This window comes from Vibrio sp. A8-1 (genome assembly GCF_013048685.1).
GTDB classification, from domain to species: domain Bacteria; phylum Pseudomonadota; class Gammaproteobacteria; order Enterobacterales; family Vibrionaceae; genus Vibrio; species Vibrio metschnikovii.
Genome location: NZ_VHTC01000075.1, coordinates 1 through 2,352 on the forward strand (window position 1 = coordinate 1; position 2,352 = coordinate 2,352).

The window sequence follows — 2,352 nt, forward strand, 5'->3', positions numbered from 1 at the left end:
GTTACTTGTAAAGTTCTCAATCTTTATCTTTTGATAAAGACCAAAAATACACATTCAAGTGTGCTTGGTGAAAAACATCTTCGGATGCTTTTCAAAATTGAGTCCGGCAAAATCTGTCTCGCACTCATGTAAATTAAACGCGAGACAACTTGGTCGCTTGTTTGTTTTCACTTTCGTGAAAGCAAGAAGCCAAAGACCCTTTGGGGTTGTATGGTTAAGTGACTAAGCGTACACGGTGGATGCCTAGGCAGTCAGAGGCGATGAAGGACGTATTAACTTGCGATAAGCGTAGATGAGGCAGTAAAAGCCACTTGAGTCTACGATTTCCGAATGGGGAAACCCAAGTGCATAAGCACTTATCGCTGCGTGAATACATAGCGCAGCGAGGCAAACCGGGGGAACTGAAACATCTAAGTACCCCGAGGAGAAGAAATCAACCGAGATTCCGAAAGTAGCGGCGAGCGAAATTGGATTAGCCCTTAAGCTTTATTGGTGTCAGGCGAAGTGCTCTGGAAAGGCACGCGATACCGGGTGATAGCCCCGTAGCCGTTAACGCCAGTAAAGTGAAATCGAGTAGGGCGGGACACGTGATATCCTGTCTGAATATGGGGGGACCATCCTCCAAGGCTAAATACTCCTGACTGACCGATAGTGAACCAGTACCGTGAGGGAAAGGCGAAAAGAACCCCTGTGAGGGGAGTGAAATAGAACCTGAAACCGTGTACGTACAAGCAGTAGGAGCCTCTTTAATGGGGTGACTGCGTACCTTTTGTATAATGGGTCAGCGACTTATATTCAGTGGCAAGGTTAACCAAATAGGGGAGCCGTAGGGAAACCGAGTCTTAACTGGGCGTTCAGTCTCTGGATATAGACCCGAAACCGGGTGATCTAGCCATGGGCAGGTTGAAGGTTGAGTAACATCAACTGGAGGACCGAACCGACTAATGTTGAAAAATTAGCGGATGACTTGTGGCTAGGGGTGAAAGGCCAATCAAACTCGGAGATAGCTGGTTCTCCCCGAAAGCTATTTAGGTAGCGCCTCGGACGAATACTACTGGGGGTAGAGCACTGTTAAGGCTAGGGGGTCATCCCGACTTACCAACCCTTTGCAAACTCCGAATACCAGTAAGTACTATCCGGGAGACACACGGCGGGTGCTAACGTCCGTCGTGAAGAGGGAAACAACCCAGACCGCCAGCTAAGGTCCCAAAGTATTGCTAAGTGGGAAACGATGTGGGAAGGCTTAGACAGCTAGGATGTTGGCTTAGAAGCAGCCATCATTTAAAGAAAGCGTAATAGCTCACTAGTCGAGTCGGCCTGCGCGGAAGATGTAACGGGGCTAAGCAATACACCGAAGCTGCGGCAATGCGATTTATCGTATTGGGTAGGGGAGCGTTCTGTAAGCCGTTGAAGGTGAACTGTAAGGTTTGCTGGAGGTATCAGAAGTGCGAATGCTGACATGAGTAACGACAAGGGGGGTGAAAAACCTCCCCGCCGGAAGACCAAGGGTTCCTGTCCAACGTTAATCGGGGCAGGGTAAGTCGACCCCTAAGGCGAGGCCGAAAGGCGTAGTCGATGGGAAACGGGTTAATATTCCCGTACTTCTTATGAATGCGATGGGGGGACGGAGAAGGCTAGGTGGGCCAGGCGACGGTTGTCCTGGTTCAAGTGCGTAGGCTAAGAGACTAGGTAAATCCGGTTTCTTGTTAGGCTGAGACACGACGTCGAGCTACTACGGTAGTGAAGTCATTGATGCCCTGCTTCCAGGAAAAGCCTCTAAGCTTCAGTTCATAAGAAATCGTACCCCAAACCGACACAGGTGGTCGGGTAGAGAATACCAAGGCGCTTGAGAGAACTCGGGTGAAGGAACTAGGCAAAATGGTACCGTAACTTCGGGAGAAGGTACGCTCTTGACGGTGAAGTCCCTTGCGGATGGAGCTATTGAGAGTCGCAGATACCAGGTGGCTGCAACTGTTTATTAAAAACACAGCACTGTGCAAAATCGCAAGATGACGTATACGGTGTGACGCCTGCCCGGTGCCGGAAGGTTAATTGATGGGGTTAGACGCAAGTCGAAGCTCTTGATCGAAGCCCCGGTAAACGGCGGCCGTAACTATAACGGTCCTAAGGTAGCGAAATTCCTTGTCGGGTAAGTTCCGACCTGCACGAATGGCGTAATGATGGCCACGCTGTCTCCACCCGAGACTCAGTGAAATTGAAATCGCTGTGAAGATGCAGTGTACCCGCGGCTAGACGGAAAGACCCCGTGAACCTTTACTACAGCTTGGCACTGAACATTGAACCTACATGTGTAGGATAGGTGGGAGACTTTGAAGCGCAGACGCTAGTTTG

General features: G+C 50.0%; 1 rRNA gene. It reads left to right on the top strand.

Going from position 1 to position 2,352, the window contains the following annotated elements:
• Positions 1-212: 212 nt before the first annotated feature.
• A 23S ribosomal RNA gene (locus FKN93_RS17185) occupies positions 213-2,352 on the top strand; the annotation flags it as partial.